Annotated in this window: 15 protein-coding genes and 4 tRNA genes; 5 read left to right on the top strand and 14 right to left on the bottom strand. The window is 70.6% G+C overall.

Annotation, left to right across the window (positions count from 1 at the left end):
- Nucleotides 1–47 precede the first annotated feature (47 nt).
- The 7 genes from rplJ to OEIGOIKO_RS23125 form a co-directional block, all read right to left on the bottom strand.
- Nucleotides 48–599, bottom strand: coding sequence for a 50S ribosomal protein L10 (gene rplJ, locus OEIGOIKO_RS23155; RefSeq protein WP_125055646.1), 552 nt, complete (start codon nt 597–599; stop codon nt 48–50).
- Nucleotides 600–920: 321 nt separating this feature from the next.
- Nucleotides 921–1,775 carry an SCO4651 family lipoprotein gene (locus OEIGOIKO_RS23150; RefSeq protein ID WP_125055645.1) on the bottom strand — a complete coding sequence of 285 codons (855 nt, stop codon included), beginning with the start codon at nt 1,773–1,775 and terminating at the stop codon, nt 921–923.
- 204 nt (nt 1,776–1,979) lie between these two features.
- Nucleotides 1,980–2,702: a 50S ribosomal protein L1 gene (gene rplA, locus OEIGOIKO_RS23145; protein ID WP_125055644.1), complete on the bottom strand. Its 723-nt coding sequence runs from the start codon at nt 2,700–2,702 to the stop codon at nt 1,980–1,982.
- Nucleotides 2,703–2,808: 106 nt separating this feature from the next.
- Complete coding sequence (gene rplK, locus OEIGOIKO_RS23140; protein WP_030017009.1) at nt 2,809–3,243, bottom strand: 50S ribosomal protein L11; 435 nt, start codon at nt 3,241–3,243, stop codon at nt 2,809–2,811.
- A 168-nt stretch (nt 3,244–3,411) separates the two neighbouring features.
- On the bottom strand, nt 3,412–4,335 hold the full coding sequence (gene nusG / locus OEIGOIKO_RS23135; RefSeq protein WP_125055643.1) for a transcription termination/antitermination protein NusG: 924 nt from the start codon (nt 4,333–4,335) through the stop codon (nt 3,412–3,414).
- A gap of 71 nt (nt 4,336–4,406) precedes the next feature.
- On the bottom strand, nt 4,407–4,700 hold the full coding sequence (secE, locus tag OEIGOIKO_RS23130; RefSeq protein ID WP_030017011.1) for a preprotein translocase subunit SecE: 294 nt from the start codon (nt 4,698–4,700) through the stop codon (nt 4,407–4,409).
- Nucleotides 4,701–4,809: 109 nt separating this feature from the next.
- Nucleotides 4,810–4,882 (bottom strand) — tRNA-Trp (locus OEIGOIKO_RS23125).
- Nucleotides 4,883–5,066: 184 nt separating this feature from the next.
- Between OEIGOIKO_RS23125 and OEIGOIKO_RS23120 the strand changes: the two genes are divergently transcribed.
- Together OEIGOIKO_RS23120 and OEIGOIKO_RS23115 are read left to right on the top strand one after the other, a co-directional pair.
- Nucleotides 5,067–6,299, top strand: coding sequence for a pyridoxal phosphate-dependent aminotransferase (locus OEIGOIKO_RS23120; protein WP_125055642.1), 1,233 nt, complete (start codon nt 5,067–5,069; stop codon nt 6,297–6,299).
- A gap of 119 nt (nt 6,300–6,418) precedes the next feature.
- The gene (locus OEIGOIKO_RS23115) at nt 6,419–7,441 is read left to right on the top strand and encodes an adenosine deaminase (RefSeq protein ID WP_125055641.1); all 1,023 of its coding nucleotides are present in this window, start codon (nt 6,419–6,421) and stop codon (nt 7,439–7,441) included.
- A gap of 21 nt (nt 7,442–7,462) precedes the next feature.
- Here OEIGOIKO_RS23115 and OEIGOIKO_RS23110 read toward each other — a convergent pair whose 3' ends face one another.
- The 6 genes from OEIGOIKO_RS23110 to OEIGOIKO_RS23085 form a co-directional block, all read right to left on the bottom strand.
- A complete protein-coding gene (locus OEIGOIKO_RS23110; RefSeq protein ID WP_125055640.1) occupies nt 7,463–8,518 on the bottom strand; it encodes a UDP-N-acetylmuramate dehydrogenase in 1,056 nt (351 codons plus the stop codon).
- Nucleotides 8,519–8,587: 69 nt separating this feature from the next.
- Complete coding sequence (locus tag OEIGOIKO_RS23105; RefSeq protein ID WP_125055639.1) at nt 8,588–9,022, bottom strand: MaoC family dehydratase; 435 nt, start codon at nt 9,020–9,022, stop codon at nt 8,588–8,590.
- 4 nt (nt 9,023–9,026) lie between these two features.
- Nucleotides 9,027–9,482 (bottom strand): MaoC family dehydratase N-terminal domain-containing protein, encoded by a 456-nt coding sequence (locus OEIGOIKO_RS23100; protein WP_125055638.1) that lies wholly within the window; start codon nt 9,480–9,482, stop codon nt 9,027–9,029.
- Nucleotides 9,483–9,645: 163 nt separating this feature from the next.
- Entirely contained in the window at nt 9,646–9,810 is a 165-nt protein-coding gene (gene rpmG / locus OEIGOIKO_RS23095) for a 50S ribosomal protein L33 (protein WP_006604855.1), read from the bottom strand.
- 88 nt (nt 9,811–9,898) lie between these two features.
- Nucleotides 9,899–9,971: transfer RNA gene (locus tag OEIGOIKO_RS23090), tRNA-Met, on the bottom strand.
- A 47-nt stretch (nt 9,972–10,018) separates the two neighbouring features.
- Nucleotides 10,019–10,091 (bottom strand) — tRNA-Thr (locus OEIGOIKO_RS23085).
- Nucleotides 10,092–10,273: 182 nt separating this feature from the next.
- Between OEIGOIKO_RS23085 and OEIGOIKO_RS23080 the strand changes: the two genes are divergently transcribed.
- Nucleotides 10,274–11,566 carry an amidohydrolase family protein gene (locus OEIGOIKO_RS23080; protein WP_125055637.1) on the top strand — a complete coding sequence of 431 codons (1,293 nt, stop codon included), beginning with the start codon at nt 10,274–10,276 and terminating at the stop codon, nt 11,564–11,566.
- Nucleotides 11,567–11,644: 78 nt separating this feature from the next.
- The gene (locus OEIGOIKO_RS23075; protein WP_125055636.1) at nt 11,645–12,304 is read left to right on the top strand and encodes an SDR family oxidoreductase; all 660 of its coding nucleotides are present in this window, start codon (nt 11,645–11,647) and stop codon (nt 12,302–12,304) included.
- Nucleotides 12,305–12,431: 127 nt separating this feature from the next.
- Here the strand turns inward: OEIGOIKO_RS23075 and OEIGOIKO_RS23070 are convergent.
- A tRNA-Tyr gene (locus OEIGOIKO_RS23070) sits at nt 12,432–12,513 on the bottom strand.
- A 193-nt stretch (nt 12,514–12,706) separates the two neighbouring features.
- Between OEIGOIKO_RS23070 and OEIGOIKO_RS23065 the strand changes: the two genes are divergently transcribed.
- Nucleotides 12,707–13,195, top strand: a complete 489-nt coding sequence (locus OEIGOIKO_RS23065) for a YajQ family cyclic di-GMP-binding protein (RefSeq protein ID WP_125055635.1) — start codon at nt 12,707–12,709, stop codon at nt 13,193–13,195.
- Nucleotides 13,196–13,256 lie beyond the last annotated feature (61 nt).

Here is a 13,256-nt window from a genome sequence, read left to right as displayed (position 1 = left end):
TTGCGGCGGGCGTGCTGAGCAGACGTGCCCGCTGGACTGCGGAGTGGTTACTCCGCCGCCTCGGCGGGAGCCGGCTCACCGGCACCGCCCTGCTCGACCTTGCTGCGAAGAGCTTCCGCGGTGCGGACCATCTTCGTGAGCGGGGCCTGGAAGGTCGCCGCGGCCTTGGCCATGGACGCCTTCATGCCACCCGCCAGCTTGGCGAGCAGAACCTCGCGGGACTCGAGGTCCGCAAGCTTCTTGATCTCGTCGGCGGACAGCGCCCTGCCTTCGAGGACACCGCCCTTGATGACGAGAGAGGGGTTCTCCTTGGCGAAGTCACGAAGACCCTTCGCCGCCTCGACCGGGTCACCGGTCACGAAGGCGACAGCCGTCGAGCCATTGAGGTGCTCGTCCAGCGTGATCCCGGCCTCATTGGCCGCAATCTTGGTCAGCGTGTTCTTCACCACACGGTACTGAGCGTTGTCACCGAGCGAACGGCGCAGCTGCTTGAGCTGAGCGACGGACAGTCCGGTGTACGCGGTCACAACAGCGGCGTTGGAGTTACGGAGCTTCTCCGTGATCTCCTCGACGGCTGCGACCTTGTCGGGCCTCGCCATGAGCCTCGGCCTCCTTCCGGGTGATGAGGACCGCGCAGAAGGGGCTGGGCAAAACAAACGCCCCGGCGCAAGCGCACGGGGCATGGCTCGACCGGTCGAAACGGAGTTCTTCCGGGAGTTCTTCCTCGTCCACCTGCGCAGGCCGTCCGCAGCTAGCGGATCCTTCGGTTCCGTACGCCACGAGGGCGCACAGAGACAACCAGCGGTCTTTGGCTTCTTCGCTACGGTACGCGAACGGCCGCCGCGCAGGCAAATCCGCTCCCGGACCCGGCGGCGCGCGGCGCGCCGGGCCCGGAGACGGCGGGGCGGGAGGGCGTCGGGTCAGCCCTTCAGGCCGCCGCCCACGGCGCCGGCGCCGATCTTGCTGCCGTCGGTGACCTGCGAGGCCGGCGGCTCCTGGACGCTCACCTTGGTGCCGTAGTCGGAGTAGTACGTCGTGCTCTCCACCAGGCCCATGTTGTTCTGGGTCTTCTCGGCCTTCTTCACCAGCAGGTCGCCGGGGCCGATCCACAGGTCGATGGTCTGGTTCTTCGTGCCGGTCTGCTCGAACGACTCCTCCAGCGCCTTCATGTCCTTGGCGCTGAAGTTCTCGGACGCCTGCATACGGGCCAGCTCGGCCGCGTCGAAGGTGGCGGTGTAGTGGGTCGCCTGGACGCCGCGTACGTCCTCCGTACCGGCCTTCTTGGCCTTGCCCGACGCGATGACCAGGGCAACGGACCGCGACGGGTTGTTGTTCTGCATCTGGTCCTTGAGCACCGCGTACATCGTGCTCTTCTTGGCCATGACGTTGTAGTCGTACTTGAGCCAGGACTTGCCGCCGCCGAGGTTCATGAAGACCGCCTCCGGGGTGTAGACGAACTTCATGGGCTTGCCGCCGCCCAGGCCGCCCTGCCCGGTCATCTCGACGTTCGACCGCATGCCCTCGGACCAGTCGATCTCGCTCTTCAGGGTCTGCGTCACCTGGCCCGACCTGGTCGTCGTCTCGGCCTTGGCCGACTTCTCCGCGCCGGTCTTCTCGGAGGCCGTCCGCAGCGCCGCCACGGCGGCCTGGACGGGCGAGCCGTTGCCGCCCGCGTCGCCGCCCGCCTTGCCGCCGCCGTCCTTGTCGCCGCAGGCGGTCAGGCCGGCCAGCATGACGACGCCGGCCACGGCCGCCGTGATCCGCGCAGTACGCACGTGTGTCTCCCCGTTGTAGATCAGCTTTACGACTGCGGCCGAGCGTAGTGCAGGGGGGTGACAGCGCCCGGCGCCGGGCCCCGCGGCGCCCCGAACGCCCCGCGCCGTCCCGTACGGGCCCGATGGGCAAAAAAGCGCCGGGCCCCGCACCTCGGGTGAGGTGCGGGGCCCGGCGTACGCGTACGCGCGCGCCTGCCGTCAGGCTCAGACGGCGAGCACGTCCTCCTCGACGAGGAGGTTGCGGGTGCGGTTGCTGTCGACCGGGACGCCGGGGCCCATCGTGGTGGCGATGGTGGCCTTCTTGATGTAGCGGCCCTTGGCGGCGGACGGCTTGAGACGGTTGATCTCCTCCAGCGCCGCGGCGTAGTTCTCCACCAGCTTGGCGTCGTCGAAGGACACCTTGCCGATGATGAAGTGGAGGTTCGCGTGCTTGTCCACGCGGAACTCGATCTTGCCGCCCTTGATGTCGGTGACAGCCTTGGCGACATCCGGGGTGACGGTGCCGGTCTTCGGGTTCGGCATCAGACCACGGGGACCGAGCACGCGGCCGAGGCGGCCGACCTTGCCCATGAGGTCCGGCGTGGCGACGACGGCGTCGAAGTCCAGGCGGCCCTTGGAGACCTCGTCGATCAGTTCGTCGGAGCCGACGATGTCGGCGCCGGCGGCTTCCGCGGCCGCAGCACGGTCGCCGGTCGCGAAGACCAGGACCCGGGCGGTCTTACCGGTGCCGTGCGGAAGGTTCACGGTGCCACGGACCATCTGGTCGGCCTTGCGCGGGTCGACACCCAGACGCATGGCGACCTCGACGGTCGCGTCGAACTTGGCCGCGGAGGTCTCCTTGGCCAGACGGACGGCCTCGAGCGGGGCGTACAGACGCTCCCGGTCGATCTTCGCGTCCGCGTTGCGAAGAGTCTTGCTGCGCTTCACTGCTGCTCCTGAATGGTGGCGATGGAGTCGTGGTACGGGCCAGCGCCTGGCCCTGCCACGTGCCCCGTGGTGCGGCGGGTGCCGCGGGGCGGATGCGGGGTGGCTGTCAGCCCTCGACCGTGATGCCCATGGAACGGGCGGTGCCGGCGATGATCTTCGACGCGGCGTCCAGGTCGTTGGCGTTCAGGTCGGGCATCTTGGTGGTGGCGATCTCGCGAACCTGGTCGGCCGTGATCTTGGCGACCTTGGTCTTGTGCGGCTCGCCGGAGCCCTTCTCCACGCCCGCGGCCTTCAGGATCATCTTCGAGGCCGGCGGCGTCTTGGTCACGAAGGTGAAGGAACGGTCCTCGTAGACCGTGATCTCCACCGGGATGACCCAGCCACGCTGCGACTCGGTCGCGGCGTTGTAGGCCTTGCAGAACTCCATGATGTTGACGCCGTGCTGACCCAGCGCGGGGCCGACCGGCGGAGCCGGGTTCGCGGCACCGGCCTGGATCTGGAGCTTGATGAGCCCCGTGACCTTCTTCTTCTTGGGAGGCATGCTCTCTCCGGGTCCTAGTGAGAGGTTTTTCGCCAGACCATCCGGTCATCCGGATGGAGGCATACCGCACAACGATAACGGGTACAGAGGTGCGGCCAAAAACCGAGCAGGTCAGACGGTCCCCGAGGGGCTCGCCTGACCTGTTCGGAAGCGTGGTTCCAGAAGGTGTCAGTTCTTCTGGATCTGGTCGAAGCTCAGCTCGACCGGGGTCTCCCGGCCGAAGATCTCGACCAGGCCCTTGACCTTCTTCGAGTCGGCGTTGATCTCGTTGATCGTGGCCTGCAGCGTGGCGAACGGGCCGTCGGTGACGGTGACCGAGTCGCCCACCTCGAAGTCCAGCACCTGGACCTCGACCTTGCGGGACGGCGCCGGCTTGCCCTCGGCCTCGGCGGCCTCCTTGGCGGCCTTCTCCTCGGCCTCCGGGGCGAGCATCTTGACGATCTCGTCCAGGGTCAGCGGGTACGGGTCGTAGGCGTTGCCCACGAAGCCGGTCACGCCGGGCGTGTTGCGCACGACGCCCCAGGACTCGTTCGTCAGGTCCATGCGCACGAGCACGTAGCCCGGGAGCTTGTTCTGGCGGACGTTCTTGCGCTCGCCGTTCTTGATCTGGACGATCTCTTCCTCGGGGACCTCGGCCTGGTAGATGAAGTCCTCGACGTTGAGCGAGACGGCGCGCTGCTCCAGGTTGGCCTTCACGCGCTTCTCGTAGCCCGCATAGGTGTGGATGACGTACCACTCGCCCGGAAGGGTGCGCAGCTCCTCGCGGAGCGCGGCGATCGGGTCGACCGGCTCGGCCTCGTCCTCGGCCTCGTCGGTCTCCGCCTCGCCGGCGGCCTCATCGGCCTCGGCAGCCTCGGCGGCCTCGTCTTCGGGCTCGACGTTCACCGCGGCCTCTTCGGCGGGCTCGCCCGCCTCGGCGTCCTCGGTGTCGAGCTCGTCGGCCGCGTCGGCGCCCTCGACGATCTCGCGAGCGCCCTCTTCGTCGGCAATCGCCGCAGCGTCGCCCTCGACCTCGGCCGAGGCAGCCGCGTCAACGTCGGCCGCTGCCGTCTCGACGGAGTCGGCGGCGTCGTTCAGGTTCGGGTCAGACACGGTGGCTGCTTCTTCCTGGCTTCAAGGGGTTGAACATGCAAAGGGGCGCCCGGAAGGCGCCCTTCGCGGGATCAGCCGAAGACGTACTTGACGGCCTCGTTGAATCCCAAGTCAATCACGGTTACGAGACCGATGACGATGACGACGAAGACGATCACCACGGTGGTGTACGTGGAGAGCTGTCCCCGCGTGGGCCAGACGACCTTGCGGAGTTCGGCGATGATCTGCCGGTAGAAGAGCGCGAGGCGGGCGAACGGGCCCTTCTTGCCGCGCTTGCCGCCGCGGCGGGGCTTCTTCGCGTCCGAGCCCTCGTCTTCGGAACGACCGCGCTCAGGCATGTCGATGGAGCCCAGGGCGTCCGTCACTCGTCCTCACCTGAATCCGGGTCGTTGGCCGTGCCGCGCCCGGTAGAGCCGCACGGCGGTGCATTTCAGTACGTACGCGTGCACGCGACTCGGCGACGAGTGCGTGTAGCAGGGCCGGAGGGACTTGAACCCCCAACCGCTGGTTTTGGAGACCAGTGCTCTACCAATTGAGCTACGACCCTTTGTGGTTCCCCCAACCTACCGCATCCCGACCACTGCACCAGGTGCGTGGCCGCTTGCGCCCTGTCGGGAGCCAACGGTCTGCGAGTGTACGTGGTTCGCGGCCGGGCGTCGAACAGAAAGCCCCGAGGTGGTGCCCGCAAACCCGTGTGCCCGCCCCGTCGGCGGTCTGGGAACATGCAGTACATGAGCGCTACTCCTCCCGCACAGTCCCCCACCGACCGTCGGGTGTCGGCCCGCGTCGGGTCGATCTCCGAGTCCGCGACCCTCGCCGTGGACGCCAAGGCGAAGGCCCTCAAGGCCGCCGGGCGTCCGGTGATCGGCTTCGGCGCCGGTGAGCCCGACTTCCCCACGCCGGACTACATCGTCGAGGCCGCCGTCGAGGCGTGCCGCGACCCGAAGTTCCACCGCTACACGCCGGCCGGCGGCCTGCCCGAGCTGAAGGCGGCCATCGCCGCGAAGACGCAGCGCGACTCCGGGTACGCGGTCGAGGCGGCGAACGTGCTGGTCACCAACGGTGGCAAGCAGGCGATCTACGAGGCGTTCGCGGCGATCCTGGACCCGGGCGACGAGGTCATCGTGCCGGCCCCGTACTGGACCACCTACCCGGAGTCGATCCGGCTGGCGGGCGGCGTGCCGGTGGACGTGGTGGCCGACGAGACCACCGGTTACCGGGTGTCCGTGGAGCAGCTGGAGGCGGCCCGTACGGACCGTACGAAGGTGCTGCTGTTCGTCTCGCCGTCCAACCCGACCGGCGCGGTCTACACCCGCGAGCAGGTCGAGGCGGTGGGCCGCTGGGCCGCCGAGCACGGCCTGTGGGTCCTGACGGACGAGATCTACGAGCACCTGATCTACGGCGACGCGGAGTTCTCCTCGCTGCCGGTGGTGGTCCCGGAGCTGCGCGACAAGTGCATCATCGTCAACGGCGTGGCCAAGACGTACGCGATGACCGGCTGGCGGGTGGGCTGGGCCATCGGCCCGCAGGATGTGATCAAGGCCGCGGCGAACCTCCAGTCGCACGCCACCTCCAACGTCTCCAACGTGGCGCAGGCGGCGGCCATCGCGGCGGTCTCGGGCGACCTGGACGCCGTCGAGGAGATGAAGGTCGCCTTCGACCGGCGCCGCAAGACGATGGTGCGGATGCTCAACGAGATCGAGGGCGTGCTGTGCCCCGAGCCGGAGGGCGCGTTCTACGCCTACCCGTCGGTCAAGGGCCTGCTCGGCAAGGAGATCCGCGGCAAGCGCCCGCAGACCAGCGTGGAGCTGGCCGGGCTGATCCTGGAGGAGGCCGAGGTGGCGGTCGTCCCGGGTGAGGCGTTCGGCACTCCGGGCTACCTGCGGCTGTCGTACGCGCTGGGTGACGAGGACCTGGTCGAGGGCATCTCGCGGGTCCAGAAGCTGCTGGCCGAGGCCAAGTAGCGCACAGCGGCATCGGTGCGGGCCCCGGGGCTTCCCCGGGGCCCGCATCCGCTTTCGGGCGGGCGCTCGTTCGGGCGAGGGCCTACCGGCGCGTCGGCCCCGTACGGCAAGATCCTGGGATGGAACGTGTACGCGATGTCCGAGGGCTGCCGAAGGCCCACCTGCACCTGCACTTCACGGGGTCGATGCGGCCGTCGACCCTGCTGGAGCTCGCCGACAAGTACGGCGTGCACCTGCCGGAGGCCCTGAAGGGCGGCGAGCCGCCGAAGCTGCGGGCCACGGACGAGCGCGGCTGGTTCCGCTTCCAGCGGCTGTACGACATCGCGCGCTCCTGCCTGCGCTCCCCGGAGGACATCCAGCGGCTGGTCAGGGAGGCCGCCGAGGAGGACGTACGGGACGGCTCGGGCTGGCTGGAGATCCAGGTCGACCCGACCTCGTACGCGCCCCGGCTGGGCGGGCTGATCCCGGCGCTGGAGATCATCCTGGACGCGGTGCGGGCCGCCTCCCGGGACACCGGGCTCGGGATACGGGTGCTGGTGGCCGCGAACCGGATGAAGCACCCCCTGGACGCCCGTACGCTGGCCCGTCTCGCGGTCCGCTACGCCGACCACGGCGTGATCGGTTTCGGTCTCTCCAACGACGAGCGGCGGGGTTTCGCGCGCGATTTCGACCGGGCCTTCGCCATCGCGCGCGACGGCGGGCTGCTGGCGGCCCCGCACGGCGGCGAGCTGTCCGGGCCGTCGAGCGTCCGGGACTGCCTGGACGACCTGCACGCGTCCCGTGTGGGGCACGGGGTGCGGGCGGCGGAGGACCCGGCGCTGCTGCGGCGGCTGGCCGAGCGCGGGGTGACCTGCGAGGTCTGCCCGGCGTCGAACGTGGCCTTGGGCGTCTACGAGAAGTCCGAGGACGTACCGCTGCGGACGCTGTACGACGCGGGCGTCCCGATGGCGCTGGGCGCCGACGACCCGCTGCTGTTCGGCTCCCGGCTGGCGGAGCAGTACGAGATCGCGCGCGGGGCGCACGGCTTCTCGGACGCGGAGCTGGCCGAGCTGGCCCGCCAGTCGGTGCAGGGCTCGCGGGCGCCGGAGGACGTACGGCGGAAGCTGCTGGCCGGGGTGGACGCGTGGCTGGCGGACGGCTGAGCGCGGGCCGGGCCCCGCGCCCTAAAGGGTGACGCCGACCGTCACCGGCTCGTTGACCAGCACGACGCCGAAGGCCGCGCGGACGCCCTCACGGACCTCGCGGGCCAGCGCGAGCAGGTCCTCGGTGGTGGCCGCGCCGCGGTTGGTGAGGGCGAGGGTGTGCTTGGTGGAGATGCGGGCCGGGCCGTCGCCGTAGCCCTTGGTGAAGCCGGCCCGGTCGATGAGCCAGGCGGCCGAGGTCTTCACGCGCCCCTCCCCCGCCGGGAAGGCGGGCGGGGTGACGTCCGCGCCGAGGCGCTCGTGGACGCGGGTGAGGAAGTCCGCGTACTGGGCCTCGGTGAGGACCGGGTTGGTGAAGAAGGAGCCCGCCGACCAGGTGTCGTGGTCCTCCGGGTCGAGCACCATGCCCTTGCCGGCCCGCAGCTTGAGCACGGTCTCGCGGGCATCGGCGGCCGGCACCCGGTCGCCCGCCTCGACGCCGAGGGTGCGGGCGGTCTCCGCGTACTTGATGGGCGCGGACAGCCCGCCCGCGTCCTCCAGGGCGAAGCGCACACGCAGCACGACGAACCGGCCGGGGTGTTCCTTGAAGCGGCTGTGACGGTACGAGAACGCGCACTCGGCGTTCGAGAGGGTCACGGTCTCGCCCGCTATGCGGTCGTACGCGACCACTTCGGTGATGGTGGAGGACACTTCCTGTCCGTACGCGCCCACGTTCTGGATGGGCGTGGCACCCGCCGAGCCGGGGATGCCGGCCAGGCACTCGATGCCCGCGAGCCCGGCCTCGACCGTACGGGCCACCGCGTCGGACCAGTTCTCGCCCGCGGCCAGCGTCAGGTCGGTGCCGTCCAGGGTGAAGCCGCGGGTGGCGATGCGCAGCGCGGTGCCCTCGAAGCCCTTGTCGCCGATGACCAGGTTGCTGCCGCCGCCGATGATCAGCAGCGGGGTGCCGGCCGCGTCGGCCTCGCGGACGGCCGCGATCACCTCGTCGTCCGTGGTGGCGGTGCGCAGCCGGGTGGCCGGGCCGCCGAGGCGGAAGGTGGTCAGCGGGGCGAGGGGAGCGTCGGTGAGTTCCTGCACGGGCTCAAGAGTACGGGGGCGGTCCGCCGCGCCGGCCGGGCCGCCCCCGTGCAGTGACGATCACTCGCCTCAGGCGAGCCGCACCACCGCGCGCGACATCCCGAGCACCTTCTTGCCGTCGCTGGTCGCCGTGAGGTCGACGCGGACCGTACGGGCCTGGTCGTCCAGCTTGGCCGCGACCTTCGCGCTGACCTCGATGACCGCGCCCTCGTCGTCGTTGGGCACCACGACCGGCTTGGTGAAGCGCACGCCGTACTCGACGACGGCGCCCGGGTCACCGGTCCAGTCGGTGACCACGCGGACCGCCTCGGCCATGGTGAACATGCCGTGCGCGATCACGTCGGGCAGGCCGACCTCCTTGGCGAACTTCTCGTTCCAGTGGATCGGGTTGAAGTCGCCGGAGGCGCCCGCGTAGCGCACGAGTGTGGCACGGGTCACGGGAAAGGTCTGCGCCGGGAGTTCGGTGCCGGCCTCGACGTCGTCGTAAGAGATCTTCGCCGTCATCGCGTCAGCCCTCCTGCCCGGCGGCGCGCGCCACCAGCTTGGTGAAAGCGGTCACCACGTGTTCGCCCGCCGCGTCGTGCACCTCGCCGCGGATATCGAGAATGTCGTTACCGGCGAGGGATTTGATCGCCTCGATGGTCGAGGTGACCGTCAGCCGGTCACCGGCGCGCACCGGGCGGGTGTAGACGAATTTCTGGTCGCCGTGCACCACCCGGCTGTAATCGAGACCCAGCTGCGGGTCTTCGACCACCTGTCCGGCGGCGCGGAAAGTGATGGAGAACACAAAGGTCGGCGGGGCGATCACATCGGGGTGACCGAGCGCCTTGGCGGCTTCGGCGTCGGTGTACGCCGGCGCGGGGTCCCCGATCGCCTCGGCGAATTCGCGGATCTTCTCCCGGCCGACCTCGTAAGGAGCGGTGGCCGGGTAGCTCCGCCCGACAAAGGACTGGTCGAGCGCCATGGGCTCGCAACCTCCCTGAAGTGGTCCCTGCAAAGAACCTGACCTTGCCATACCGGCACGCCGGCCCGGCGGGGCGGCACACGCCGCGCGCCGCCGCCGTCGCACCACAACGCCGCGAGGCCGCCCCCAGGGACTGGGGACGGCCTCGCGGACGAGCCTGGTGTTATCGCGTCTCGCGGTGCGCGGTGTGCGAGTTGCAGCGCGGGCAGTGCTTCTTCATCTCAAGACGGTCCGGGTCGTTACGCCGGTTCTTCTTGGTGATGTAGTTCCGCTCCTTGCACTCCACGCAGGCCAGCGTGATCTTCGGGCGGACGTCGGTGGCAGCCACGTGAGTGCTCCTTGACGGACGGATGGACGGATGAACGCATAGAAGAGTAGCCGATCGGAGGACCGACCCCACAATCGGCTACTGTCAGTAGCGGTGACCGGACTTGAACCGGTGACACAGCGATTATGAGCCGCTTGCTCTACCGACTGAGCTACACCGCTGTGATGCGAGCGGACCCCGCCCGAGGGCGGGATACCTCACACATCAGAGCCCCAATACGGAATCGAACCGTAGACCTTCTCCTTACCATGGAGACGCTCTGCCGACTGAGCTATTGGGGCGAGCGATGAAGACATTACACGGCCTGCCGCCAAAGGTGAAATCCGTATCCGGAGCCCCGCCCCGGCCGTCCCCCGCACCACACCGGTACGACTATTTCGCGCCTCCGTGAAGCTCCCCGGAGCGCCCCCTAGGCTCGGACCACGCTGCGTGATCTTGCACGCCCGGTCCTTCGAGGAGCGCGATGTCCGACAGCAGTCAGCCGCAGCCGGGGCCCGAGAAGGCCACGGGCAGCGACGGCACGGGCGCCGCGGCAGGCACCCTGGTGCTCTGTGACGCCCGGCTCGCCGACGGCCGCGTGGTGGACGTACGGCTCAGCGGCGGGCGCATCGAGGCGGTCGGCACGGCGGGCAGCCTCGCCCCGCACGGCTCCCGCGTCGACCTCTGCGGCTACCTGCTGCTCCCGGCCCCCGCCGAGCCGCACGCGCACTGCGACACCGCGCTGACCGCCGACGCCGCCGGCCCCGCCGCCGGCACGCTCGAAGACGTGCAGCGCCGCACCACCGAGGCGGCCCTCCTGCAACTCGGCCACGGCGCGACGGCCCTGCGTACCCACGTGCGGATCGGTGACGTCCAGGGGCTGCGGTCGCTGGAGGCCGTCCTCCAGGCGGGCCGGTCGCTGCGCGGGCTCGCCGAGCTGACCGCGGTCGCGGTGCCGCGGATACTCACCGGGGTGGCCGGCGCGGACGGTCTGGCCATGCTGCGGGACGCCCTCAAGATGGGCGCCACGGTCGTCGGCGGCTGCCCGGACCTCGACCCCGACCCCGCCGGCTACGCCGAGACCGTCCTGGAGCTGGCGAACGAGCACGGCTGCGCGGTGGACCTGCACACCGACGGCGACGATCCCGCACGCCTCGCCCGGTTCGCCGCGATGGCGGGCGGGCTGCGGCCCGGGGTGACCCTCGGGCCGTGCGCGGGCCTGTCGGCGCTGCCGCCGGAGGTGGCGGCGCGCACCGCCGAGCAGCTCGCGGCGGCCGGCGTGACGGTCGTCTGCCTGCCGCAGGGCGGCTGTGCGGCCCTGGAACGGCAGGGGGCCGGGCTGCCGGGGCTCGGCCGGACCGCAGGCGGCGGAGGGCCCCGTTCCGCGCCCGTACGGCTGCTGCGCGCGGCCGGCGTACGGGTGGCGGCGGGCAGCGGCGCCCTGCGCGACGCGGCGAACCCGGTGGGCCGCGGCGACCCTCTGGAGGCGGCGTACCTGCTGGCCTCCCTGGGCGAGGCCGGCCCCGAGGCCGCCTACGGGGCGGTCAGCACCGCCGCCCGCGCCACACTGGGCCTCCCGGAGGTCCGCGTCGAAGCGGGCTTCCCCGCCGAACTGCTGGCCGTACGGGGCGAGAGCCTCGCCGGGGTGCTGTCGCTCGCGTACAGCCGGATCGTCGTGCACCGGGGACGTGTGGTGGCCCGGACGAGCGCGGTGCGCGAGTACTGCGACTCGGCGGCGGTGGTGGCGCTGGAGCTGCCGCGGCAGTCGCAGCGCTGAGCGCCTCGGGCCGCCCGATGGGGCCACGGGCGCCCGGGCTGCCGCGCCGGGCCGGGTGACAGGCGTACGGTCGGGATCATGCGCATTGTCATCGCAGGTGGACATGGTCAGATCGCGCTGCGGCTGGAGCGGCTGCTCGCCGGGCGCGGGGACGAGGTCGCGGGCATCGTCCGCCGGCCCGAACAGGCCGGGGACTTGCTGTCCGCCGGGGCCGAGCCGGTCGTCTGCGACCTGGAGACGGCCACCGTCGCGGACGTCGCCCGGCACCTCGAAGGCGCGGACGCGGCGGTCTTCGCGGCGGGCGCCGGGCCGGGCAGCGGCATCGACCGCAAGGAGACGGTGGACCGTGGCGCCGCGTCCCTCTTCGCCGACGCGGCGGAGGCGGCCGGCGTACGGCGCTTCCTCGTCGTGTCGTCGATGGGCGCCGACACGGAGCCGCCGGCGGGCACCGACGAGGTGTTCGCCGCGTATCTGCGTGCCAAGGGCGCCGCGGACGCCGACGTCCGTGCCCGCCCCGGCCTGGACTGGACGATCCTGCGGCCGGGCCGCCTCACGGACGACCCGGGCACCGGCCTGGTCCGGCTGGCCGAGACCACCGGCCGCGCCGAGGTCACCCGGGACGACGTGGCGGCCGTACTGGCCGCCCTCCTGGACGAGCCGCGCACGATCGGCCGCACGCTGGAGCTGATCGGCGGCGACACTCCCGTCGAGGAGGCCGTCCGGGCGGCCGCGGGCTGACCGCGCCGTCCGGGGTTCCGCTCCGCGCGGCGCGCGCCGGGGCCCCGGACGGCCCCTCGTACGGAAAGCGTGCGGCAAGCGAAAAGGCCCTGATCCGTTCACACGGATCAGGGCCTTTTCGGACCTGTGGCGGCGCCAGGATTCGAACCTGGGAAGGCTGAGCCGGCAGATTTACAGTCTGCTCCCTTTGGCCGCTCGGGCACACCGCCATGGGTTTTGCTGCCGGGAGATCCGCCGGTGTGGCGCCGCTCCGTGGCAACGACGTAAACCATACCCGATGGCCGGGGGTGGTTCGCCACTCGGTTCTTCCCGGACCGATCATGCTCGGGGTGACTAGGCTTGCGTAGCGGTCCCAGGCGGGCCGTACCCCTGACGGATCTATGTACGAGGAGCCAACTCAAGATGGCCGACTCCAGTTTCGACATCGTCTCGAAGGTCGAGCGGCAGGAGGTCGACAACGCCCTCAACCAGGCCGCCAAGGAGATCTCGCAGCGCTACGACTTCAAGGGTGTGGACGCGTCGATCAAGTGGTCGGGCGAGAAGATCGAGATGCGGGCCAACGCCGAGGAGCGCGTGAAGGCTGTCCTCGACATCTTCCAGTCCAAGCTGATCAAGCGCGGGATCTCGCTGAAGGCCCTGGACGCGGGCGAGCCGGAGGCCTCCGGCAAGGAGTACAAGATCTTCGCCTCCCTCGAAGAGGGCATCTCGCAGGAGAACGCGAAGAAGGTCGCCAAGATCATCCGCGACGAGGGCCCGAAGGGCGTCAAGGCGCAGGTGCAGGGCGACGAGCTGCGCGTCAGCTCGAAGAGCCGCGACGACCTCCAGGCTGTGCAGCAGCTGCTGAAGGGCAAGGACCTGGACTTCGCGCTGCAGTTCGTGAACTACCGGTAGTCCATCGGCGTTCCGCCGTCGCGTCCGGCGGCGGACGCGACGGGGTGCGGCGCCGAGAAAC

The organism is Streptomyces paromomycinus (genome assembly GCF_003865155.1).
In the GTDB taxonomy this organism is placed as follows: Bacteria; Actinomycetota; Actinomycetes; order Streptomycetales; family Streptomycetaceae; genus Streptomyces; species Streptomyces chrestomyceticus.
This window is presented reverse-complemented; position numbering and strand designations above follow the sequence as displayed.

Excerpts from the sequence above, each read along its gene's own strand:
- rplK (WP_030017009.1), bottom strand. The coding sequence starts at position 3,243 with ATGCCTCCCAAGAAGAAGAAGGTCACGGGGCTCATCAAGCTCCAGATC.
- OEIGOIKO_RS23065 (WP_125055635.1), top strand. The coding sequence starts at position 12,707 with ATGGCCGACTCCAGTTTCGACATCGTCTCGAAGGTCGAGCGGCAGGAG.
- rplJ (WP_125055646.1), bottom strand. The coding sequence starts at position 599 with ATGGCGAGGCCCGACAAGGTCGCAGCCGTCGAGGAGATCACGGAGAAG.
- OEIGOIKO_RS23105 (WP_125055639.1), bottom strand. The coding sequence starts at position 9,022 with ATGACGGCGAAGATCTCTTACGACGACGTCGAGGCCGGCACCGAACTC.
- OEIGOIKO_RS23115 (WP_125055641.1), top strand. The coding sequence starts at position 6,419 with ATGGAACGTGTACGCGATGTCCGAGGGCTGCCGAAGGCCCACCTGCAC.
- OEIGOIKO_RS23075 (WP_125055636.1), top strand. The coding sequence starts at position 11,645 with ATGCGCATTGTCATCGCAGGTGGACATGGTCAGATCGCGCTGCGGCTG.
- OEIGOIKO_RS23120 (WP_125055642.1), top strand. The coding sequence starts at position 5,067 with ATGAGCGCTACTCCTCCCGCACAGTCCCCCACCGACCGTCGGGTGTCG.
- OEIGOIKO_RS23100 (WP_125055638.1), bottom strand. The coding sequence starts at position 9,482 with ATGGCGCTCGACCAGTCCTTTGTCGGGCGGAGCTACCCGGCCACCGCT.
- OEIGOIKO_RS23080 (WP_125055637.1), top strand. The coding sequence starts at position 10,274 with ATGTCCGACAGCAGTCAGCCGCAGCCGGGGCCCGAGAAGGCCACGGGC.